The sequence below is a fragment of the Streptomyces sp. AgN23 genome (assembly GCF_001598115.1).
GTDB classification, from domain to species: Bacteria; Actinomycetota; Actinomycetes; order Streptomycetales; family Streptomycetaceae; genus Streptomyces; species Streptomyces antimycoticus.
On the sequence record NZ_CP007153.1, the window covers coordinates 7,958,669 to 7,979,734 of the forward strand.

Genomic DNA, 21,066 nt, shown 5'->3' on the forward strand with positions numbered 1-21,066 from the left:
AGTGGTCCGTGCGCCGGGGTATGGCCCGCCCCGACCAGGAGGCGAACCATGGCCGGCTCCATGAGCCAAGCCACCCCGGGCGACGCGGACAGCGAGGGAGACGGTCCGCCGCCGCACCACCGCCACAAGTGGCTGATCCTGGGGATCTGCTGCATCAGCCTGTTCATGGTGGGCCTCGACACCACCATCGTGAATCTCGCCCTGCCGTCCATCCAGAAGGATCTGGACGCCTCGCCCTCGGGACTGCAGTGGACGGTGGACGCCTACACCGTGGTGCTCGCCGGCCTGCTGATGCTCTCCGGCTCCATGGCCGACCGGTTCGGCAGGCGCCGGACCTTCCAGACCGGGCTGCTGCTGTTCAGCCTGGGGTCGCTGCTGTGCGGGCTCGCCACCGACACCGGTTCGCTCATCGCCTTCCGGATGGTGCAGGCCATGGGCGGGGCCATGCTCAACCCCGTCGCGGTCTCGATCATCGCCAACACCTTCACCGACCTCAAGGAGCGGGCCAGGGCGATCGGGCTGTGGGGTGCGGTCGCGGGGGTGAGCATCGCGCTGGGGCCCGTCGTCGGCGGTGCGCTGGTGGACTCGACCGGCTGGCAGGCCGTCTTCTGGGTCAACCTCCCGGTCGCCGCCCTCGCCCTCGTCCTCACCGCGCTGTTCGTCCCCGAGTCCAGGGCCCCGCGGCCGCGCCGGCTCGATCCGGTGGGACAGTTGCTGGTCATCGTGCTGTTCGCGACGCTCACGTTCGGCATCATCGAGGGCCCGGTCCGGGGCTGGGGCTCGGCGCAGATCGTCGGCTGCTTCACCGTCGCTGCCATCGCCACCGCCACCCTCATCGGCTATGAACTGCGCCGCGCCGAACCGCTGCTGGACGTCCGCTTCTTCCGCAGCCCCTCCTTCAGTGGCGCCATCGCCTCGGCGGTGTGCGGTTTCGCCGCGCTGGCCGGGTTCCTCTTCCTCAACGCCCTGTACCTGCAGGACGTACGGGACTTCTCCCCGCTGCACACCGGGCTGCTCACGCTGCCGATGGCGGCCATGACGCTGGTCTCCTCACCGCTCGCGGGCCGTATCGTCGGCGCCCGCGGCCCGCGTATCCCCATGGTGATCGCCGGGGCCGGTACGGCGGGGTGCGGGCTGCTGCTGACCCAGGTGAGCGCGGACACCCCGATCTGGTACCTCGTGATCGCCTATGTGGCGTTCGGCATCGGCTTCGGCATGCTCGACGCCCCGCTCACCTACTCGGCCGTGTCCGGAATGCCGCGCTCCCAGGCGGGGGTGGCCGCCGCGGTCACCTCCACCGGCCGCCAGGTGGGGGCGGCCCTCGGCGTCGCCGTCCTCGGCTCGGTCTCCACCGCCCGGGTGCACGGCCCCTTCGTCTCCGGCTTCCCCGAGGCCAGCCATCTGGGCTGGGCGATCATGGCGGGCTGCGGTCTCGCCATCGTGACCCTGGGCCTGCTCACCACCGGCACCCGGGCCCGCGGCCCGGCGGCGCCCAGCCCCGCACCGGCCACCGGCCGTCCCGCGGAGCGCGTGCGTTGATCCCTGCCCGGCGCCGTGCGCGTTCCTGTGCCGCCCCTGGCGTGCGCGGCGAGTCCGTTCCGGGCCCCGGCACGCAGCGGCGCGGCCCCGTCCGTCCCCGGGCCCCTGGCACGCGCGGCGGCACGCCCGTCCCCGCGCCTGTGGCGCCTGGCTCTGCGCTGGTTCCCGCGTCTGTGGCGTCCGTCCGGCAGGCTGCTCGTTTCCGGGCCTCGGGCGCCTGGCAGCGCTTCCGTTCCGCGCCTGCGGCACCCGGGACTCGGCATCGTGCCTGCGGGGCTCGGCGCCGTGCCTGCGGTATCCGGCACTCGGCACCGCGCCTGCGGGACTGGCCGCCGGGGCACCGCCCCCGCGGCATCCGGCGCCGCGCCCGCGGCACCCGGCACCGCGCCTGCGGGACTGGCCGCCGCGCCTGCAGGCGCCCGCACCGCGCCCGCGGCATCCGGCGCCGCGCCTGCGGCACCCGGGACTCGGCGCCGCGCCTGCGGCACCCGGGACTCGGCACCGCCCCCGCGGCACCCGGCACCGCGCCTGCGGGACTGGCCGCCGCGCCTGCAGGCGCCCGCACCGCGCCCGCGGCGCCCGGCACCGTGCCCGCCGCCGCCCCGCGGCCCCCGCACGTCGGCGGGGTGAACCGGGATGCCGGTCGAAAGGGGATGTGCGGGGGTCGCTCCCTTCACCTCGATGACATCGTCTGGCAGCCGCTATGCCACCTGCCGTCGCTGAGACATGATTCGATGAACGCATGATCGATGAATTTCTCGCCGGTGATCTCGGCGCGGTGGAGAAGGCGATCCGCACGGCGGTCGCCGACGAGGTCATGCCGCGCTACCGGCAGCTCGCCGCCCACGAGATCGTGGAGAAGAAGGGCCCGCACGACCTGGTGACCATCGCCGACCGGCAGGCCGAGGAGCATCTGACCAACGCTCTCACCAAGCTGCTGCCCGGCTCCGTGGTGGTGGGCGAGGAGGCGGTGCACGCCGATCCGGCCGTGCTCACCGCCCTCGGCGGCGACGCACCCGTATGGATCGTCGACCCGGTCGACGGCACCCGGCAGTTCGTCCACGGCGACCCCGGCTTCGCGACGCTGGTCGCCCTCGCGCACGGCGAAGAGCTCCTCGCCTCCTGGACCTACGCCCCGGTGTTCGATCAGATGGCCATCGCCCGCCGTGGCGGGGGCGCCCTGCTGAACGGCGAGCCGATCCACTGCGGCTCCCCGGAGCCCGGCGCGGTCCTCCACGTCGCCGTCTCCCACTACGACTTCACCACCGACGCGGAGAAGCGCGCCCTGTCGGGCCTGGAGGTGCCGGGAGTTGAGGTGCGCCCCTGCGGTTCGGCCGGTCTGGAATATCTGAACGTGGCCCGAGGGCTGCTCGACGCCGTCGCCTTCACCTGGGAGAACGCCTGGGACCACGCCGCCGGTCTGCTGCTGGTCGGCGAGGCGGGCGGGGCACATGCCACGCTCAGCCGCGAGCCGTTCCGGATCACCGGGGGCAATGCCCTTCCTTTCACGGCGGCCAGGGACGAGGCGGCCGTTGCGCATATCCTGGGCTTGCTGGCCGCCGCCGGCTGATCGTTCCACTGATTCCTCAAGGACGAGGGGGCCGAGGTGCCGTCCATGCTCGACGCGGTCGTTGTGGGTGCCGGGCCGAACGGGCTGACCGCAGCCGTCGAACTCGCCCGCCGCGGCTGTGCGGTGGAGATCTTCGAGGCCGCGGACACCATCGGCGGGGGCTCCCGCACCGAAGAGCTGACCCTCCCGGGCTTCCGGCACGACCCCTGTTCCGCCGTACACCCCCTCGCGATCGGCTCCCCGGCCTTCGACCGGATGCCGCTCGCCCGGCACGGCCTGGAGTGGCTCCACCCCGAACTGCCGCTGGCCCACCCCTTCCCGGACGGCTCGGCCGCGGTGCTGGCCCGCTCGGTCGGCGAGACCGCCAGGTCGCTCGGCCCGCGCGACGCCGGTACCTACCGCCGGCTGATCGCGCCCTATCTGGGCAAATGGTCCACCCTCGCCCCCGATATGCTGCGCACCCTCTGGGACGGGGTGCCCCGCGACCCGATCACCTGGGCCCGCTTCGGGCTGCACGCGCTGCAGCCGGTCTCGCTGCTCGCCGGGCCGCTGCGCTTCCGTGACGAGAAGGCGCGCGCCCTGTTCACCGGGCTGGCCGGGCATGCCATCGCGCCGACCAGCGCGCTGGCCACGGGCGGACCCGCCCTGATCTTCGCCGTCGCGGCCCATGAGGTCGGCTGGCCGATTCCGCGCGGCGGCTCCCAGTCGATCGTGGACGCGCTGGGGGCGTATCTGCGGGAGAACGGCGGGACGATCCACGTCTCCACCGAGGTCAAGCGGCTCGACGAGCTGCCGCCCGCCCGCGCGTACATCTTCGACACCTCGCCGCGCGCCCTGGCCCGTATCGCCGGTCTCGGCAACGCCTACCGCCGCTACCGCTACGGGGCCAGCGCCTTCAAGGTCGACTACGCGCTCTCCGGCCCGGTGCCGTGGACCGCGCCCGAGGCCCGGCGCGCGGGCACCGTCCATGTGGGCCCCACCTCGGGCGAGATCGGCGCGGCGCTGCGGGCCGCCGTCGAGGGGCGCGACCCCTCCGTCCCGTTCCTGATCACCGCTCAGCCGACCCTGCTCGACCCCTCACGGGCCCCGGAGGGCAAGCACACCTTCTGGGCGTACGGCCATGTGCCCAGCGGGTGGAAGGGCGACGCCACCGAGGTGATCGAGCGTCAGATCGAGCGCTTCGCCCCCGGTTTCCGCGATCTGGTCCTGGCCCGCGCGGTGGCCGGACCGCCCGAACTCGCCGCGCGCAACGCCAACTACATCGACGGCGACATCGCCTGCGGCGCCTTCGAGGGCATCCAGGCGGCCATCCGGCCCAAGCTCGCCCGTGTCCCGTACGCCACCGCCCACCCGGCGGTCTTCCTGTGCTCCTCCGCCACCCCACCGGGGCCCGGCGTGCACGGCATGTCGGGGCACCACGCGGCGCGGGCGGTCTGGCGGAGGCTGCGGGCGCGGTAGGGCCCTGGAGCCCTAGGGTCCGGGAGGGCCCCCGGGGAGGGGACGCGGCCGCCTCAGTGCGGGATGGTGTCGATGACCTCGCGGGCGCCCTGCCGCAACAGCGCCACCGCGACCGAGGTCCCCAGCGTGGCCGGGTCCAGCGGGCCCGCCCACTCGTGGGCGTCCAGCACCGTCTTGCCGTCCGGGCTGAAGACCCGGGCGCGCAGCGAGAGCCGGCCGTCGCGCTCGGCCTTGGCATAGCCCGCGATGGGGGAGTTGCAGTGCCCCTGCAGCACGTGCAGCAGCATCCGCTCCGCGCTGATTTCCTTCCAGACGTCGGCGTCGCCGAGCCCGGCCACGGCCTCGATCGTCTCGGTGTCGTCCTCGCGGCACTGCAGCCCCAGCACACCGGCCCCGATCGGCGGGCACATGGTGTCCACCGGCAGGATCTCGCTGATCCGGTCCGTACGGCCGATCCGCTCCAGCCCCGAGACGGCCAGCATCAGCGCGTCGCACTCGCCCGCGTCCAGCTTCGCCAGCCGGCGGTTGGCGTTGCCGCGCATCGGCACGCACTCCAGCTCCGGGTGGGTGATGGCCAGCTGGGCGACGCGCCGGACCGAGGAGGTGCCGATCCGGGCCCCCGCGGGCATCTGGTCGAGGGTCAGCCCCTCGGGGTGGATCACGGCGTCGCGGATGTCGTCCCGCTTGAGGTACGCGGCGAAGACCGTGCCCGCGGGCAGCGGGCGGTCGGCGGGCACGTCCTTGATGCAGTGCACCGCGAGGTCCGCCTCGCCCGCCAGCAGCGCGGCGTCCACCTCCTTGGTGAACGCCCCCTTCCCGCCCAGCTTCGCCAGATCGCCCATCCAGCGGTCCCCGGAGGTGGTGACCGGCACGACCTCCGTACGGATGCCCGGCCGCAGCGCGGCCAGCTCGGCGCGGACCCGCTCGACCTGAGCGAGGGCCATGGGGGAGGAGCGGGAGACGATGCGGATCAAATCGGCGGACATGGCGTAGAGGATAGGCCCTCCGCGGCCCGCTCAATCCCCGGCTTCGGGGTAGCCCTCGGCGACCAGCGCCGCGATTTCGAGGTAGGCGTCGAGGGTCCTGGGCGCCAGCCGGTGGAGGTCGATCTCGCCCGGAGCTGCCAGATGCTGGTCGTATGGCACGACGACCACGCCGCGGCAGCGGACCCGGAAGCCCACCGCGAGGCGCTCGGGGTCTGCCGGAGGGTATTCGCGATGTGTGTTGAGCACCACAATGCCGCGCTCGACGAGGTCCCCGCGTCCGCCTTGGATAAGCCGGTCCAGGGTCGTGTGCGCGCTCCTCATGCGTTCCACGGAGGGGCTGGTGACGATGATCAGCTGGTCGGTGAGGTCGAGGAGCTCGGGCACGACGTCGCGGAGCCCACCGGTGTCCGAAGCGGACAGGATGACCGGATAGCGCCGGCGCAGAGCGGTGATGACAGCGCGGTATTCGCGGTTGTTCACCTCGGGTGTGCGGCTCCGCGGAAGGGACGGGCGCGGGTCGCCGACGAGAACCTCGAGCCCACTGGGGGTCTGTGAGGTGAAGCGCCGGACGGAGCTGAAGTCGGTGGTGTCGGAGTCGAGGACGGCCTGGACCACATCCTGGATGGTCGCCTGGCTCTCACGCTGAACGCGACGGCCGAGGGCGTCCCCGCCGGGGATCGCGTCGAGTGCGATGACCTTGCCCCGGTGCGCGCTCGCGAGGACATCGCCGAGCGCGATGGCCGTGGTGGTGCGACCGGCCCCTACCGCGCGGCTGATGATCGCGAGGTGGCAGCTGTCGGTGCGGGGGAGGCGCACCTGCTCCAGCGGGTGCCCCACGTCGGCCTCGGGGGCGCTCCCGCCGCGCTGGAACAGGGACCGCAGGGCTCGGGTGAACGAGGGCCCGGACGGCTTCGGCGGCGGCTCGGGAGCGGTCGTGGGGGCGGGCCCGGGGGCCGCCGGGGACTCGGGCTCGGCATCATCCGGCGTCTCGGCCGCCGGCTGAGGGGTGTCCGAGGTCCCGGCCTCGTACGGCATCTGCATCGGCATCTGCATCGACGTCGACGTCGACATGGTCGTCAGGCACTGGACGAAGACGTCCGCCACCCGCCCCGCCGACGGGCGCCTGCCCGGCCGGTCGTCCAGACAGGCGGAGATGGTCGAGAGCAGTTGGGGGTTGCGCCACAGGCCCATGGTGCGGATGAGCTCCCCGGTCGGCTGCGCGTCGCTCAGGTCGCGGAGGATCTGGCCCAGGGCGTAGACGCTGTCCGCGGCGGTGGCAGCTCCCGGGAGGCGGTCGCCGACGTGCGCATCGCTCCAGCCGATCAGTTTCACCGTGCTGTCGGTGACGAGCACGGTGTCCGCCGTCAGGGGCCCGGGCACGACGCCCTTCAGCGAGCACATGTTCACCGCTTCGGCGATACGGAGGCCGACGGTGGCGGCCCGCTCGGCGCCCAACCAGGGCGAGCCGTCGGGCCTTCGGCCCATGAGCGAGGACAGCGGTGGGGCCGGTGAGCCGTCGGGCAGCCGGACGCATTCCACCACGAGCCCCGGAGGGTTGAGCGAGGAAGCGTCGACGAAGAGCCGAGGGGCATAGTGCCCGGCCATCCGCCGCAGCGCGTCCGCCTCGGCCCGCAGCCGCCGCCCGATCCCCTGGGCGGTGCCGCCAGGGGCGACGCGTATCACCACATCGTTCGACGCGCCCGGCCGACGGGCCAGATAGACGCCGTACCCCTGACTGCCGCCCAGCCTGCGGTAGGCCCGATACGCGTTGATCGACGGCAGGCCGCTCTCGGGCTCCGGGCGGGAGGCGCGAGCGGAGTCGGGTGGCGCCGACGATGGCGGGGTCGTCAAGATATCCGAACCGCAGGTATCGCAGAAGCGGTCGTGCGGGGCAAGCGGACTGCCGCACTGCGCGCAGACGATGGGCCGCTCGGTCCGGGGGCGTCGGGCGCGGGGCTCCGGTGTTCCGGCCTCCGGCCGGAAGTGCATGAGGAACTCCCAGACCTCGTGCGCGCTGTGGCCGTGGGGCCTCTCCCGGCACGACATCACCAGGGTACGGAGCGGCTCCCAACCGGCACTGCTCCAGCGCGGCATGAAATAGAGCCCCGGGGCGGGCCGACGCGTCGGCGCCCCGCCGCCGAGGCTCACCAGGATGTCGCCCAGCGCCCTGACGTTGTCCTCGGGGGTCGGCGGGCGGTCGCCGCCGAGTGCCGGGGACGGCACACCGTCGATGGACGCCGATGACCAGCCGGTCAGGAGGATGTCCGCCCCGGCGACATGCACCGTGCTGATGGTGAGGTCACCGTGCACCATGCCCGCCTCCTCGGACAGCCGTACCGCGTCCGCGACTTGGCGGGCGAGCGCGAGGGCGGTGAGCCCGTCCCACCGCCCGGGGTCGGTACGGGTGGCCTCGTCCAGCCGGTCGTCCCAACGCTCGGCGTCGCCGCGCAGGACGTCCAGCCGGTCGTCCCACCGCTCGGCATCGCCGCGCAGGACGTAGTCCAGCCGGTCCCCGATGAAGGCTTCCTCCGCGAGCCACGGAACGTCGTCGCCCAGCCCCGTGCGCAGCAGACGGCGGGTGTAGCGCCCGTCCATCCGGCGCAGTGCCTCCGCCTCCACGCCCAGCAGGTCGGCGGCCCGCTGTCCGCGCAGATGGCGGGCGATCCGGACGATGGCCACCGCACCGTGGGCGTCCTGGCCCAGAAAGGGATTGACCCGCGCTCCCGGCGGCCCGGCCATCGTCAGCCGGTACGGCCCGAGCACGTATGGGTCACCGGGTTCCGGGCGGCGCCACTCCTGCGCCGCGGTGGGGGTCGCGAACGCCGACGGCAGCGACGGCGCCCCCAGCCGGGCCGCCAGCCGTCGCTCCACCGAGCTGAAGGGCCGGGCGCCGGGCGGGAGCCGGTCGGTGCCGCGCGCGTCGGCCAGCCAGGCCGGGAAGTCGGGGGAGCGGCCCGCCAGTTGCTCAAGACGGTGGCCGATCAGCCGGCTGGTCGCGACCAGTTCGGACAGCGGCACCGCGCCCAGCAGGGCCCGCTGCGCCGCGTCGGCGAAGGCGAAGGGGCGGTGTTCGGGCGGCAGCGGGTCCGGTCCCGCCGAGGCGGGCGGTGCGACGGGGCGCATCAGGCCGCCCAGGAACACCTCGGCGAGACGGCCGGTGTCCGTCCGGCCGTCCACCGCCTTCTGCACCATCCGCATCACCGGCACCGGCAGCGGGGCCACGGCGGCCAGATGGGCCGCCAGCCGGTACGCCTCCGGGGACGCCGCGTCCCGGAAGCGCTGGACACGGCTCAGCTCATCGGCCGGGGCGGGGGTAGCGGCGGTCCCGGGGACGGTGGTGGCCGGGGCGGGGCGGGGGCCGCCGCGCCCCGGGTCCAGCAGCGGCAGGACGGCCGTACCGCTCGCCGAGGCGATCAGCCGGGCCCAGTCGGCCAGCGGCCCGGCGTCCGGTTCCAGCACCGGCACCGGCACCCCCTCGAAACGCGCCAGGGCGGCGGGCAGCACCGGATCCGCGACCGTCCAGTCCGTATTGGCCGAGCCCGGTCTGCGGGTCCGCACCTGCCAGCGCCGCGCCCGGATCCCGGAGCCCTCCCACAGCCGGGGCGGCAGCGCGTGCACCACCGCCGTGGGGCCGACCCCCGCCCAGCGCGCCAGCACCTGGCCCATCCGTCCGTCGCGCCACGCGCCTCCCACCCCGTCGCTCACCACGAGCACCAGCGTGTGCCCGGACGGATCCGAGAGCGCCGTCGTGGGGAGCCTGGGCGCGTCCGGGGCGTAGGGCCGGGCGCGCAGCGCGGGGGCGGCGGTGCCACGCGTGTGCAGCCCGAGGACGCGTACGACGCGGAACGCGCCCGAGCGCTGCAGTACGGTGCGCAGTTCGACGGCGAGCCGCCGCCACAGCAGCATCGACATCCCGTCGTCGATGACGAGCGCGAGATCGAGCCAGCGCTCACGGGCGGGGCGGGTCACCACGTCCGGCAGACCGGTCTCGGCGAGCGCCGTGGCGGTGGCCGCCTCGTCGAACTCCCGCTTGAGCGGATTGGGGCGGTGCTGTTTCAGCGGGCGCAGGGCACGGCCGATGGACAGCTCCTGGCGCAGCGCCTTGTCCTCCGGCACGCGCAGCGGCAGTGCCCGCCGCGCGTCGGACGCCCTTTCCGCATCGGGGCCCTGGCTTGCGCCGTACAGGCCGCGCAGCCGCTGATCGCCATGGGGGCGGGGGCGGGGCTGGTCCGGCGGATCGTCCGGATGCGCCTCGGCGGGGCCGGACGGCTGGGCGCCGGGTGCCAAGTGATCGGCCCGATGCGGGAGAGGGACGGGCGTGGCCGGTTGGGCGGCCGGCTCGGGGGTCCGGTGGGCGGGCGTGGCGGGGGAGGCCGGGACGGCGGAGGAGCGGGTGGATACGGGGGGCTGGGCGGGCAGCGCCGTCCCGCCACCTGTCACCGCGCGGGCCAGGGGCGCCCGCTCCGCATCGTCCTCGGGCAGCCGCCCGGCCAGCCAGAGCGCGTCGAGCAGCTCCTCCCTGGAGAGTTCGAGACCGCTGGAGGCGAGGAGCGCGATGGCCTCATCGAGTCGGCCCAACCGCTCGGCGCCGCCCCGCCCCGCGCCGCCCTGCCCCGCGCCGCCCCGCCCCGCGTCACCCCGGCTCATGCGTCGTTACACCGCCCCGCCCAGCCGGTGCAGCACCGCTTCCAGGAGCCCGTCCGCCGTCACGTCCATGCCGCCCGCCCGCAGGAACACGGCGTTCAGCAGCTGATCGGTCGCCAGCTCGCGGGCCGCGCGCCGACGGAGGAAGGCGTCCAGCAACTGATCGACCTCCTCCAGCGCGTCGTCCCCCAGATGCGCGGTGACGATCGCCCGCAGCCGCCCCTCGTCGGGGGTGGGCAGCTCCAGCCGTACGCAGCGGCGCAGGAAGGCGGGCGGGAAGTCGCGCTCGCCGTTGCTGGTGATCACCACGACCGGGAACTCCTCGCACACCAGCCGGCCCCGACGCACCGTGGCCCGCTCGCCCGCCCGTGCGGTGAGCACCTCCACCACCGACTGGTCCTCCGGTAGCCGGGCCAGCTCGGGAATCTCGAACTCGCCCTCCTCGAAGACGGTCAGCAGGTCGTTCGGCAGGTCGACATCGCCCTTGTCGAGCTCATCGACGAGCAGCACCCGGGGGCGTCCGTTCGGCACCAGCGCGGTGCCCAGCGGCCCGAGCCGTACGAAGCTGCCGATGTCGGGCTCGGTCTCGCCACGGTCGCGCGTCAGGGCCGTCTCGCGCAGCCGCCCGATCGCGTCGTAGCGGTAGAGCGCGTCCTGCACGGTGGAACGGCTGTTGACCGGCCAGCGCAGCACCTCGCCCAGCCCCATCTCATGCGTGATCGCCCGCGCGAGCGAGGACTTGCCGGTCCCCGGGCTGCCGGTGACGAGCAGCGGGCGCCGGAGGTGGAGGGCGGCGTTGACCACGTCGGCGTGTTCGGGCGAGATGAGATACGGCGCCGGGCCGGAGGCGGGCGACCCCTGCGCGTTGTCGGGGGCTCCCGTGTCCGGGGCCGCCTGCTCTCCGCCGCCGAAGCGGCGCCACGGCGGGGCGGGTGGCATCTCCACGCGCCGGGGCACGCCGTCCCCCCGGAACAGCCGCCAGTCGTGCCGTTCCCGTGGATTCATCGGGGAACCTCCCTTTCGGCCCGCCTCAGCGGACATCGCGCGCCTCCTGCCGTCATCACGCCTCGCCGTCCCCGCCCAGCACCGCCACCGCGTCCCACCGTCACTCCGTGGGGTCCGCGAGGTCCAGCCGTGGCAGCGCCCGCCCGGCGTCGGCCCAGGCGAGCACCGGCCGCCCGCTGTACTCCTCGGGTCTCTGCAGTGTTCTCGTGCGGTAGGTCCGTACCGCTTCGGGCAGTTCGCGGGCGCTCACCCCCGCCGCGTGGCGCACGGCCGGGGAACCCTCCTCCCCGCTCCGGTCCCACAGCACCACCGGAATGCCCGCGGCGAGACACATCTGCACCACACCGGTGCGCCGGTGGGCCGCCACATCGATGGTGACCCGGGCGGTGAGCCGCTCCATGACCAGCCCGCACACCGCCTCCGGGTCCGGGGCCGTGGCGTCGTCGATGTGCACGGGCTCCTCGGCGTCCAGCCGGGCCCAGCGCTCCCGCCACTGGTCGAGCATCGTGCCGCCGTTCAGCTCCCGCAGCTCGGGGCAGTTGACGACCAGGGGGTACGGAGTGCCGAGCCGCATGGGGAGCACCGCGCCCGGCCCGGCGGCCCTCCAGCGGTCGACGGGCACCTCCAGGGCGTCCCGGTCCACGATCAGTTCGATGACGGGCCGTGGCCCCGAGGGGTCGGGGCGGCGCAGCGAGCCCACGGCCGCGAAGATCTCCTGGGCCACCTCCTCGGCACCGCGCGGCCGTTCACTGTCGTCCGACACCTGACGCAGCCCGTCCCCGTCGTCGCACCACAGCCGCAGCCGGTACCGCTCCGGCTCCTCGCGCGCCGTCGCCGACGTGCCGCCCGATGGGGCCCCGCAGGGGTCCAGCTTCGCCACGACGCGGGGCGCGGAGCCCTGGGAGGCGCTCTGGGCCCACTGCTCGGCCTCGAGGCGGCGTTCGGTCATGGCGGCGTCATGGACGCCGAGGCGGCGGGCGACCGCCGTGTTCCACCGCCGCAGTGCGATGCGCTGGTCCGCCGGGCAGCACCCGGCGGCCACGAACTCCACGGCGCGCAGCAGGCCCGGCACGGCCAGGACCCCGTCGTCGACCGGCGAGCTGTCGCCGTGCAGCCCTTCCAGATGGGCGATCAGAGCCTCGAACCGACCGGCGGGGCCGGCGCCGTTCCCGTCCTCATCACCGTGGCCGCCGTCGTGGCCGGTGAGCAGCGCCGCGGGCAGGGCCGCCAGTGGCAGCGCCGCCCGTACGGCCCCGGGGACACCGGCCGCGGCGGCCGTGGGCAGGGCGCGCAGCAGGACCAGCAGCCGCTCGTGCTCACCCGGCGAGAGCAGCTTGGGCAGACCGCAACGGCGTCCGATCGCGAGGAGGTCGTCGGCCGCCGCCCCCGCCGTGCCGCGCACCGCCTCGACCAGCGCGGGCAGCGCACGCCCCCGGGTGAGCAGCAGATGGGCGAACTCGTCGGCGGAGGGCACGCCGTCCGCGCGATGGCCGAGGCCGCACTGCCGGGCGACCGTCCGGCAGGAGCGTATCCAGCCCTCGGACAGCGGCAGCGGCCCGTCCAGCAGGGAGACCAGCTCCGCGTAGCCCGGGTGGTCGCGTACGTCCTCCTCGGGCTGACGTGGCAGCAGATGGCCCGCCCCGGCGTCGTGCAGCTCCCGCGCCACGCGCTGCCAGGGGATCCCCCAGGCGCGGCGCAGCGTCCCCTGGATGCGGAGCTTCGCCGTCACGAGGCCGACGACGGCGCCCTCCTCGTTGGACCACAACGGGCCGCCGCTGTAGGCGGGTTCGATGTCCAGGGCGCGCTCGGCGCCGTCGAAGTAGCCGAACCGCCCGTCGCATTCGCTCACTTCGGCATCGGCGAAGACCCCTGGCTCACCGCTGCCGTGCCAGGCCCGTACGAGCTGCCGCTGCGCCATCGGGTGCCAGCGCGGCGGCTCGATCGCGGGCGGCAGAGTGGCCGACAGCCGTAGCACGGCGAGGTCGCCGTTCCACTCGAAGGCGCCCAGGCCGCCGTCGTCGGTCCGGGGAGGTATCCATACCGCCAGCTCGGCCTCGGCCTCGACGGTGTGCTCCGGTCCGTGGAGCCGTACGGGAACGGCGATCGGGCCCGGGTGATCCGGGGCCAGCCGGTCCTTTCCGAGGGCGCTGTTGACCACATGAGCGCAGGTCAGCAGATGGCGGCGGGGCAGCAGGACGCCCGCGCCCGCCGGTCTTCCGTCGGCCTTGGCGAGAATGGATACGGCGGGCCGCGACAGGGACCCGTGCGCGTGGAACCACCCCATGGCTCAGGCCGAGGGGCCGGGCCGGGACGGCTGTGGCGGCTGTGGCATCTGTGGCATCTGCGGCGGCACCGTCGGCTCGGGCTGCTCCGACGGCCTCCAGGTGGCCGAGAGCGTCAAGTTGGCGTTCCCATTGGCACCCACGATGCCCAGTTTGAGGTCCTGGCCGACCTGCACCCCGAACTGCACGGTGAACTCCTGCGGCGGATGGGGAGTCGAGCGGACGGCGTCGTGCACGTCCTCCAGCACTGACCCCAGCCCTTGGAGGATGACGCCCAGACTGGCGTTGGCGAGGGCGGCCGCGGCCTGCGCGCCCCGCGCCACCGGGGTCACGCCGCCGACGCCGCCGTACGCGTCCTCCAGGGAGGCATCCCCCACGGGAGCCAGTTCCAGCCGTACGGTGGTGCCGTTCGCCAGGGGTATCTCACGGTGTTCCGTCACCTTCCTCATCATGCCGATCATCAGGCCCCCGGTCTGCCCCTTCGCACCAAACACCGCCGGAACGGGGACATGGCGCGGGGCGCCGCGGGCGGACGTCGCCCGCTGAGGTCAATGTCGGATTCCCGCGAGAACGCACCCGCCCCGCTGACGGATGCTGGACCCATGCACACCGACACCGACCGCTGCCTCCGCGCCGCCCAGGCGAAGGACGCCCGCTTCGACGGGTGGTTCTTCGTCGCCGTCGTGACCACCGGGATCTACTGCCGGCCGAGCTGTCCGGTCGTCGCGCCCAAGGCCGAGAACATGCGGTTCCACCCCAGCGCCGCGGCCGCCCAGCAGGCGGGCTTCCGGGCCTGCAAGCGGTGCCGTCCGGACGCCAGCCCGGGGTCGCCGCAGTGGAACGAGCGCGCCGACCTCGTCGCGCGGGCCATGCGGCTGATCGCCGACGGCGTGGTGGACCGGGACGGGGTGCCGGGCCTGGCGGCCCGCCTGGGATACAGCACCCGGCAGGTCGAGCGGCAGCTGCTCGCCGAGCTCGGCGCGGGCCCGCTCGCGCTGGCCAGGGCGCAGCGGGCACAGACCGCGCGGCTGCTCATCGAGACCAGCGCGCTCCCGATGGCGGACATCGCCTTCGCGGCCGGGTTCGCCAGCGTCCGCGCGTTCAACGAGACCGTACGGGAGGTCTTCGCGCTCTCCCCGACCGAGCTGCGGCAGCGGGCCGGCCGCGGGCCGCGGGCCGGCGTGCCGGGGGCGCTCACGCTGCGGCTGCCGTTCCGGGCGCCGCTGTGCCCGGACAACCTCTTCGGGCATCTGGCCGCCACCGCCGTCCCCGGGGTCGAGGAGTGGCGCGACGGCGCGTACCGGCGGACGCTGCGGCTGCCGTACGGGCCCGGGGTGGTCACCCTGAGCCCGCGCCCGGATCACATCGCCTGCCAGCTCTCCCTCGCCGACCTCCGCGACCTGGCCGGGGCGATCAGCCGCTGCCGGCGGCTGCTGGACCTCGACGCGGACCCGGCCGCCGTGGACGACCTGCTGCGGACGGACCTTCAGCTGGCGCCGCTGGTCGACAAGGCCCCGGGGCGGCGGGTGCCGCGCGCGGTGGACGCGGACGAGTTCGCGGTGCGCGCCGTGCTCGGCCAGCAGGTGTCCACGGCCGCCGCCCGCACCCACGCCGGGCGCCTGGTCGCGGCGCACGGCGAGCCGGTGGAGGACCCGGCGGGCGGCCTGACCCACCTCTTCCCGTCCGTCCAGGCCCTCGCCGGGCTGGACCCCGAGACGCTGGCCATGCCCCGCACCCGCCGCGCCACCCTCACCGGGCTGGTCGGCGCGCTCGCCGAGGGCCGGGTCGCGCTCGGCGTCGGCAGCGACTGGGACGAAGCCCGCGCGGCCCTGGGCACGCTGCCGGGGCTCGGCCCCTGGACCGTCGAAGTGATCGCGATGCGTGCCCTCGGCGACCCGGACGCCTTCGTCCCGACCGACCTCGGGGTGCGGCGCGCCGCCGCCGAACTGGGGCTGCCCGCCACGCCCGGCGCCCTCACCCGCCACTCGACGCGCTGGCGCCCCTGGCGCGCGTACGCCGTCCAGTACCTCTGGGCAACGGACGCCGCCCACGCCATCAACCGCCTGCCCACGGCCTGACCGTTTGTGGGCAATCGTTCCGCGGGGGCACCTCCCAGCGGTAGCCGGGGGGAGGAACGGCTGGGCACAAACCGGCCACCGGCCCGCACCCGGCAACGAAACGGCAGCCCGTCACCCGGAGAAGCCGCCCAACCCGCACCCGAGAGGACTTCGTGAATCGCACCCACACCGTCGTCGACAGCCCCTACGGCCCGCTCACCCTCGTGGCCACCGGCCCGGAGCTGTCCGGCCTCTACATGGTCGAGCAGCGCCACCGTCCACCCGAGGAGACCTTCGGCGCGCCCGGCGACCCCGACGACGCGCCCTTCGCCGAGACCGTCCGCCAGCTCGCGGCCTACTTCGAGGGCGAGTTGACCGCGTTCGACCTGCCACTGCACCTGGACGGCACGCCGTTCCAGCGGCGCGTCTGGGCCGAGCTGCGGCGGATCCCGTATGGCGAGACGTGGTCGTACGGGCAGCTGGCCGACCACATCGGGCAGCCGACCGCGTCCCGTGCCGTGGGCCTGGCCAACGGCAAGAACCCGGTCGGCATCATCGTTCCCTGCCACCGCGTCGTCGGCTCCAGCGGCAGCCTCACCGGCTACGGCGGCGGGCTGGACCGCAAGCGGCGGCTGCTGGAGTTCGAGGCGCGGCAGCGGCTGCCCGGCCTCTTCTGAACCCTTCGAGCCCGGGAACCCCTTTCGAGCCCGGGACCCCCTTCAAGCCCGAGACCCCTCCGAGCCCGGTGCTCAGCCGCCGGTGCCCCCGTCGCCCGCGGCGATGCGGTCCAGCAGGGCGGGCAGGGTCGTACTGATGGGCTCGCGGACGACCTCGTCCGCGAGCTCGTCGTACGGCGTCGGCTCGGCGTTGACGATGATCAGCCGGGCGCCGTGCTCGGCGGCCAGCCCGGCGAGCGAGGCCGCGGGCTGGACCTGGAGGCTGGTGCCGACCGCGATGAAGATCTCACACGCCTGCGCCACCGCGACCGCCTCGGTCAGCACCTCCGGATCGAGGTTCTCCCCGAACATCACCGTGGCCGACTTCAGGATCCCGCCGCAGTCCTGGCACGTCGGATCCGGCTCGCCCGCAGCGACCCGCTCCAGCGCCTCCTCCATCCCGGACCGCGCCTCGCAGTGGGTGCACAGCACGGCCCGCGCGGTGCCGTGCAGTTCGAGCACCTTGCGCGCGGGCATTCCGGCGATCTGGTGCAGCCCGTCCACGTTCTGGGTGATCACCCGCACCGGCACCCCCGAGCGCTCCAGCCGGGTGACGGCCTCATGCGCCCCGTTGGGCCGTGCGCGCAGCGTCTCGCTGTCGCGCCGCATCTGCCAGGAGCGCCGCCGGATCTCGGGGTCGGTCATGTAGTACTCGTACGTCACGAGCTTCTCGGCCTCGGGGTCGCGCCGCCAAAGCCCCTGCGGGCCGCGGTAGTCGGGGATTCCGGAGTCGGTGGAGATGCCCGCCCCGCTCAGGATCGCCACCAGCGGCCGGTGCGTTGTCTCGCTGCTCATGCGGCGAGCGTACGTACGCCGCGCGGCCGACGGCGAGCGGCTTTCTCCGGACGGGTAGAGTCCGCCCGGCACCGGGACGGACGCGGCGGACGGGGAGAGTGGGGGAATGGCGCGTTTCCTGTGGCTGACCAGCCACGACGCACAGGAGGACGAGGCGCGGGAAGGGCATGCCCAGGAGGGCCACGCCCCGGGAACGCCTGCTCCGGGAACGCCTGCTCCGGAGGCCCACGTCCCGGAGAGCCACGTCCCGGAAGCCTCTGCCCCGGAGGCCCACGCCCCGGAGGGCCACGCCCAGGACGGCGGCGTCCCCTGGGCGATACGGATCTCCGACGGTCCCGCCCGCCGCGGCCGTACCAGCCGCCCGCTGGCCTTCCCCGAGCGGCGGAACCCGCCCGGCGGCGGCCTCCCCGAATACCGTGCCGCCCGTAAGGAGGGCACCCGCGCGTTCACCCTCTGGGCAGATCCCCACCGCGGGCAGGTGTTCGCGCAGGTGGTGACCAAGTCGGCCACCAGGGGCGGCCCGGCGGCCTATGAAGTCCTGGGCGCCGTCGGTGAACCCCTGGCCCTCGTCACCCGCCGCCCGGCGATGAAGGGCGGCCTCCGCACCCGCTGGACCGTCCAGCAGACCGGCTCCCGGCCCGCCGTCGGCTTCAAGGGGCGGCCGATCTGGTGGGGGGTGTGGTGGCTGTTCCTCCCCCTCCAACTGCTGATCGTGATCGGCAGCATCCTCAACGGCGGCGGCGACCCCGCCCGCACCCCGCGCCGCACCCGATGGCGGTTGGACCGCCGGATCGTCCTCGACTTCCACAGCGGCCCCGGAGCCGCCTTCGAGCTCACGGTCGTGGCGGACTGGTGGGACGACCGTGTGGCCGCCTCCCTGGTCGCCCTCCTCGACAGCCACGGCGGCTGGCTGGGCAGTCAATGGGACGCCGCCGAGCGCTGACGCCGGGGGAGGCGGGGCGAGCGGGCCCGGTTTCGTTCGCTACGTCACCGGGGCGGCGTGACAGCCGACTTCAGGTAGTCCTCCAGGCGCACCGTGGGCCGACCGAGCAGGTCGGCGAGCGTGGGGTCGACCGGTGCGAAGTCGCCCCGGCGGCTTGCGGCGAAGAGACCGACGAGCAAGTCGGCCGCCGACGCGGGCGCGCCATGGGTGACCAACTGCGCGCGATAGTCGTCGTCGGAGACGACCACCCGGCGGATCGGGCGGCCCGTCACCCGCGTGAGGATCTCCGCGATACCGGCCATGTCGATCACCTCGGGCCCGGTGAGCGCGGGGCTCAGGCCGTCCAGGACCTCGCCGGTGAGGGCGAGGACCGCCGCGTCGGCGAGGTCGGCATGGGCGGTCCAGGCGACCGGACCGTCCGCGGGCACGGCCAGGACGCCCGTCTCGAGCGAGGCCCTGACCAGCTCCAGCGCCGATGAGGCGTAGAAGCCGTTGCGCAGCGAGGTGAAGGGGACACCGGACCTCCGCAGCGCCTCCTCGGTGGCGGCGTGGTCGGGCATCGGGTGGAAGGGGGAGGACGGGTTCGCGCCCATATGGCTCGTGTAGAGGATCCGCTTGGCCCCGGCCGCCGCCGCGGCGTCGATGGCCGCGCGGTGGCCTCGGACGGCGGCCTCGCCCGTGGTGCCCGTCGAGACGATCAGGACCTGCGAGGCGCCCTCGAAGGCGTGGGGGAGGGTTTCCGGGTCGTCGAAGTCGCCCCGGCGGACGCGTATGCCCTGCGCGCCGAGGTCCCGTGCCGCCTCCACGTCGCGCACGCTGACGCCGATCTCCCCGGCGGGGACGCGCTTCAGCAGCTGCTCGGCGACCATCCGGCCGAGCTGGCCATTGGCTCCGGTAACGATGATCATGGCGATCTCCCCTCGCTGTTTCCAGTGATATCGCTGGCAACGTATCATCGGAAACGAATGACCGCTAACGCGATTCTGTTATCGTCGGAAGCATGGAGAGCGAGGACGTCACCACGGCGGACGGGAGCCGCGCCGGGACCCAGGACGCGCACCGTGATCGCGATGCGCACCGCGACCACGACGCGCACCGCGACCACGACGCCCTCCGTGGCCATGAGGCGCACCGCGATCGTGACGGACACCGCGGTCGCATCGTCGCGGCCGCCGCCCGGCTGCTGTCCGAGGGCGGGCCCGACGCCGTCTCGACCCGGGCGGTGAGCTCCGCCGCCGGGGTGCAGCCGCCGACCATCTACCGGCTCTTCGGCGACAAGCAGGGCCTGCTCGACGCGGTCGTCGCCCACGGCTTCACGGAGTACCTGAGCAGCAAGACCGCCGAGGAACCCACCGAGGACCCGGTCGAGGACCTGCGCGCCGGCTGGGATCTGCACCTCGGCCTCGGCTTGGCCAACCCGGCGCTGTACTCGCTGATGTACGGCGGGCACCGCCCCGGGGTGTCCTCGCCGGCCTCCGTCGCCGCCTTCGAGATGCTCGCCCGGCTCATCCGGCGCATCGCCGAGGCGGGACGGCTCGCCATCCCCGAGGAGCGCGCGGCAGCCCTCGTCCACGCGGCGGGCTGCGGTACGACGCTCACGCTCATCGCCACGCCCGAGGACCGCCGCGATCCGGAGCTGTCCCGCACCGCCCGCGAGGCGGCCATCGCCGCGATCACCACGGACGCCCCCGCGGCCGCCGAACCCGGACCCGTCGCGGCCGCCGTCACCCTCCGCGCCGCACTGCCCCGGACCGACGCCCTGACCGCGTCCGAACGCGGCCTCCTGCGGGAGTGGCTCGACCGGATCGCCGACCCGTCCGGCCCCCACCCTCATCGGGCCGGCTGAGAGCGCCTAGCGCCCCGCCGAGACCGCCAGCCGGTGGGTGCGGGCCGCCAGGTCGCTGATGCGGGCGCCGTCGAAGCCGAAGACGGCGCTGCGCACCCGGTCCTCCAGCGGCTCGGTCCACTGCGGCGGGATGGCGGCCGCGCCGCACAGCACCCCCGCGACCGACCCGGCCGTGGCGCCGTTGGAGTCGGTGTCCAGGCCGCCGCGCACCGTCAGGGCGATCGTCGTCGTGAAGTCGCCCGCGCCGTAGAGCAGCCCCGCCGTGAGAACGGCGGCGTTGGGGACCACATGGATCCAGGGCAGCCCGGCGGTCTCCTGCTCCAGCTGGGCGAGCGCGTCCGCCCACGCCACGCCCGCGGCGTGCAGGGACGCGGCCCGGCGCACCGTACGAGCCAGTCGGCAACGCCCCGGGATCCGGTCCAGGGCGCTCGAGACGGCGGCGCGCGGACCGTCCGCCGTGAACGCGGCCGCGATCAGCGCGGCCGCCCACATCGCCCCGTACACCCCGTTGCCGGTGTGGGAGAGGACGGCGTCCCGGCGGGCCATCGCGGCGGCCCGGTGCGGATCGCCGGGGTTGACCCAGCCGTGGACGTCGGCGCGGATCAGGGCGCCGATCCACTCCTGGTAGGGGTTGTCGAGGGTCGCGCTGAGCGGCGGCTTCACCCCGGCCGTGAGGTTGCGGTAGGCGGCCCGCTCGGCGGCGAAGGTCTGCAGATACGGCAGCCGCAGCAGCCACACCTCGCCGACCTGCTCGGTGGTGAAGCCGGGGCCGTGGGTCTCCAGCAGGTGCAGACCGAGGACGGAGTAGTCCACGTCGTCGTCACGGCAGCTGCCGTGGATCCGGCCGCGGACGCAGCTCTGCCACTCGGGGCGCAACGCGAACTCCACCGGATCGGGCGGCGGCTCCAGCGCGGGGAGGTAGCCGGTCAGCGGCAGGGCGTCGGCGCGGCGCAGATACCGGTCGATGCGGTCGCGGGTCCAGGGGGCACCTCCCAGCGGTAGCTGGGGGAGGTCGCCGTTTTGGATGGGCTTGCCGAGCATGTTCCCGGCGATCCGGCCGAGCCAGCCGCCGTGGATCCGGTCCGCGAGTGCGCTCCCGCTGAGGGCCATGGGTCAGGTGTACCCATATGAGGTGGGTGTACCGGTGAGTCGGCGCCGGATAGGGTCACAGCGGCGCGACCGCCTGTACGAATGCGAGGAGTTACCAAGGTGACGGACGCTTCGA

At 74.5% G+C, this 21,066-nt stretch carries 15 protein-coding genes; 7 read left to right on the plus strand and 8 right to left on the minus strand.

Annotated features, from left to right (window positions below):
• Window positions 1-48 precede the first annotated feature (48 nt).
• From AS97_RS34540 to AS97_RS34550, 3 genes are all read left to right on the plus strand, one after another.
• Window positions 49-1,539: an MFS transporter gene (locus AS97_RS34540; protein ID WP_210566222.1), complete on the plus strand. Its 1,491-nt coding sequence runs from the start codon at window positions 49-51 to the stop codon at window positions 1,537-1,539.
• A gap of 742 nt (window positions 1,540-2,281) precedes the next feature.
• Window positions 2,282-3,109: an inositol monophosphatase family protein gene (locus AS97_RS34545; RefSeq protein WP_059141888.1), complete on the plus strand. Its 828-nt coding sequence runs from the start codon at window positions 2,282-2,284 to the stop codon at window positions 3,107-3,109.
• A 45-nt stretch (window positions 3,110-3,154) separates the two neighbouring features.
• Window positions 3,155-4,567 carry an NAD(P)/FAD-dependent oxidoreductase gene (locus AS97_RS34550; RefSeq protein ID WP_210566223.1) on the plus strand — a complete coding sequence of 471 codons (1,413 nt, stop codon included), beginning with the start codon at window positions 3,155-3,157 and terminating at the stop codon, window positions 4,565-4,567.
• 53 nt (window positions 4,568-4,620) lie between these two features.
• Here the strand turns inward: AS97_RS34550 and hemC are convergent, their stop codons facing one another.
• From hemC to AS97_RS34575, 5 genes are all read right to left on the minus strand, one after another.
• A complete protein-coding gene (gene hemC, locus AS97_RS34555; RefSeq protein ID WP_059141890.1) occupies window positions 4,621-5,553 on the minus strand; it encodes a hydroxymethylbilane synthase in 933 nt (310 codons plus the stop codon).
• 30 nt (window positions 5,554-5,583) lie between these two features.
• On the minus strand, window positions 5,584-10,200 hold the full coding sequence (locus tag AS97_RS34560; RefSeq protein WP_282615699.1) for an SAV_2336 N-terminal domain-related protein: 4,617 nt from the start codon (window positions 10,198-10,200) through the stop codon (window positions 5,584-5,586).
• A 6-nt stretch (window positions 10,201-10,206) separates the two neighbouring features.
• Window positions 10,207-11,202, minus strand: coding sequence for a MoxR family ATPase (locus tag AS97_RS34565; protein WP_247204579.1), 996 nt, complete (start codon window positions 11,200-11,202; stop codon window positions 10,207-10,209).
• A gap of 100 nt (window positions 11,203-11,302) precedes the next feature.
• Window positions 11,303-13,486 (minus strand): trypsin-like peptidase domain-containing protein, encoded by a 2,184-nt coding sequence (locus AS97_RS34570; RefSeq protein WP_059141892.1) that lies wholly within the window; start codon window positions 13,484-13,486, stop codon window positions 11,303-11,305.
• Window positions 13,487-13,489: 3 nt separating this feature from the next.
• Entirely contained in the window at window positions 13,490-13,933 is a 444-nt protein-coding gene (locus tag AS97_RS34575; RefSeq protein ID WP_269138034.1) for a CU044_2847 family protein, read from the minus strand.
• 153 nt (window positions 13,934-14,086) lie between these two features.
• On the opposite strand from AS97_RS34575, the gene AS97_RS34580 reads away from it, so the two are divergent.
• The gene (locus AS97_RS34580) at window positions 14,087-15,562 is read left to right on the plus strand and encodes a DNA-3-methyladenine glycosylase 2 family protein (protein ID WP_059141894.1); all 1,476 of its coding nucleotides are present in this window, start codon (window positions 14,087-14,089) and stop codon (window positions 15,560-15,562) included.
• A gap of 152 nt (window positions 15,563-15,714) precedes the next feature.
• The gene (locus AS97_RS34585) at window positions 15,715-16,218 is read left to right on the plus strand and encodes a methylated-DNA--[protein]-cysteine S-methyltransferase (RefSeq protein WP_059141895.1); all 504 of its coding nucleotides are present in this window, start codon (window positions 15,715-15,717) and stop codon (window positions 16,216-16,218) included.
• 72 nt (window positions 16,219-16,290) lie between these two features.
• Here the strand turns inward: AS97_RS34585 and AS97_RS34590 are convergent, their stop codons facing one another.
• On the minus strand, window positions 16,291-17,052 hold the full coding sequence (locus AS97_RS34590) for a Sir2 family NAD-dependent protein deacetylase (protein ID WP_210566225.1): 762 nt from the start codon (window positions 17,050-17,052) through the stop codon (window positions 16,291-16,293).
• A 106-nt stretch (window positions 17,053-17,158) separates the two neighbouring features.
• Here AS97_RS34590 and AS97_RS34595 point away from each other — a divergent pair, with 106 nt between their 5' ends.
• A complete protein-coding gene (locus tag AS97_RS34595) occupies window positions 17,159-17,995 on the plus strand; it encodes a hypothetical protein (protein ID WP_247204580.1) in 837 nt (278 codons plus the stop codon).
• A gap of 44 nt (window positions 17,996-18,039) precedes the next feature.
• Here the strand turns inward: AS97_RS34595 and AS97_RS34600 are convergent, their stop codons facing one another.
• Complete coding sequence (locus AS97_RS34600) at window positions 18,040-18,903, minus strand: NAD(P)H-binding protein (protein WP_210566226.1); 864 nt, start codon at window positions 18,901-18,903, stop codon at window positions 18,040-18,042.
• Between the two features lie 92 nt (window positions 18,904-18,995).
• Here AS97_RS34600 and AS97_RS34605 point away from each other — a divergent pair, with 92 nt between their 5' ends.
• Window positions 18,996-19,841 carry a TetR/AcrR family transcriptional regulator gene (locus AS97_RS34605; RefSeq protein WP_210566227.1) on the plus strand — a complete coding sequence of 282 codons (846 nt, stop codon included), beginning with the start codon at window positions 18,996-18,998 and terminating at the stop codon, window positions 19,839-19,841.
• 6 nt (window positions 19,842-19,847) lie between these two features.
• On the opposite strand, the gene AS97_RS34610 is transcribed toward AS97_RS34605, so the two are convergent.
• The gene (locus AS97_RS34610) at window positions 19,848-20,951 is read right to left on the minus strand and encodes an ADP-ribosylglycohydrolase family protein (protein ID WP_210566228.1); all 1,104 of its coding nucleotides are present in this window, start codon (window positions 20,949-20,951) and stop codon (window positions 19,848-19,850) included.
• Window positions 20,952-21,066: the final 115 nt, after the last annotated feature.

Coding starts and splice junctions, on each gene's coding strand:
- AS97_RS34540 (WP_210566222.1), top strand. CDS start 49: ATGGCCGGCTCCATGAGCCAAGCCACCCCGGGCGACGCGGACAGCGAG.
- AS97_RS34545 (WP_059141888.1), top strand. CDS start 2,282: ATGATCGATGAATTTCTCGCCGGTGATCTCGGCGCGGTGGAGAAGGCG.
- AS97_RS34550 (WP_210566223.1), top strand. CDS start 3,155: ATGCTCGACGCGGTCGTTGTGGGTGCCGGGCCGAACGGGCTGACCGCA.
- hemC (WP_059141890.1), bottom strand. CDS start 5,553: ATGTCCGCCGATTTGATCCGCATCGTCTCCCGCTCCTCCCCCATGGCC.
- AS97_RS34560 (WP_282615699.1), bottom strand. CDS start 10,200: ATGAGCCGGGGTGACGCGGGGCGGGGCGGCGCGGGGCAGGGCGGCGCG.
- AS97_RS34565 (WP_247204579.1), bottom strand. CDS start 11,202: ATGAATCCACGGGAACGGCACGACTGGCGGCTGTTCCGGGGGGACGGC.
- AS97_RS34570 (WP_059141892.1), bottom strand. CDS start 13,486: ATGGGGTGGTTCCACGCGCACGGGTCCCTGTCGCGGCCCGCCGTATCC.
- AS97_RS34575 (WP_269138034.1), bottom strand. CDS start 13,933: ATGAGGAAGGTGACGGAACACCGTGAGATACCCCTGGCGAACGGCACC.
- AS97_RS34580 (WP_059141894.1), top strand. CDS start 14,087: ATGCACACCGACACCGACCGCTGCCTCCGCGCCGCCCAGGCGAAGGAC.
- AS97_RS34590 (WP_210566225.1), bottom strand. CDS start 17,052: ATGAGCAGCGAGACAACGCACCGGCCGCTGGTGGCGATCCTGAGCGGG.
- AS97_RS34595 (WP_247204580.1), top strand. CDS start 17,159: ATGGCGCGTTTCCTGTGGCTGACCAGCCACGACGCACAGGAGGACGAG.
- AS97_RS34600 (WP_210566226.1), bottom strand. CDS start 18,903: ATGATCATCGTTACCGGAGCCAATGGCCAGCTCGGCCGGATGGTCGCC.
- AS97_RS34605 (WP_210566227.1), top strand. CDS start 18,996: ATGGAGAGCGAGGACGTCACCACGGCGGACGGGAGCCGCGCCGGGACC.
- AS97_RS34610 (WP_210566228.1), bottom strand. CDS start 20,951: ATGGCCCTCAGCGGGAGCGCACTCGCGGACCGGATCCACGGCGGCTGG.